The organism is Rhodococcus sp. EPR-157 (genome assembly GCF_001647195.1).
Lineage (GTDB): Bacteria > Actinomycetota > Actinomycetes > Mycobacteriales > Mycobacteriaceae > Rhodococcoides.
Genome location: NZ_LVCV01000654.1, coordinates 1 through 642 on the forward strand (window position 1 = coordinate 1; position 642 = coordinate 642).

1 protein-coding gene is annotated in these 642 nt (G+C 59.8%); it reads left to right on the forward strand.

Annotated elements, in window-relative coordinates:
• Positions 1-611: IS3 family transposase (locus A2J03_RS27845; RefSeq protein ID WP_156520628.1), on the forward strand; the 611-nt coding region annotated here is incomplete at its 5' end.
• Positions 612-642 lie beyond the last annotated feature (31 nt).

Genomic DNA, 642 nt, shown 5'->3' on the forward strand with positions numbered 1-642 from the left:
CCACCGAGCGTGACGACCGGGCACCTCGGCATCCGGATCTGATCGAGCGTCAGTGGGGTGCACCGACCCGTCCTGATCAGTGGTGGGTTGCTGACTTCACCTATTGCTGGACGTTGGCCGGGTTCGCCTATACATCGTTCGTGGTCGATGTATTCTCGCGTCGCATTCTTGGTTGGCGGGTGATGACGACGAAGGCGACACCTCTGGTTTCCGGGGTGCTCGAGCAAGCATTGTTCACCCGCCGACGAAGCGACTTCGCTTTCACCGCAACCGGTTTGGTTCACCACTCCGACGCCGGCTCGCAATATACATCGCTCGCATTCACCGAGGCGTTGATCGAATCCGGGCTCGCCGGATCGATCGGTAGCGTCGGTGATGCGCTCGACAACGCGTTGATGGAATCAACAATCGGCCTGTACAAGACAGAGCTGATCGAGCGGCAGAAGTCATGGACCGGCAGGGCAGAGATCGAACGGGAAACGGCTTCGTGGGTGCACTGGTTCAACACCAGCCGGTTGCACTCCGCGATCGGCTACCTCTCGCCCGTCGACTACGAAAACGAGTACCGTCATCAATGCTCGACCGCCACCTCCGACCGCGAAGTGGCTTGAACCAGGTCTCCATCAGATCCAGGACGGTTCA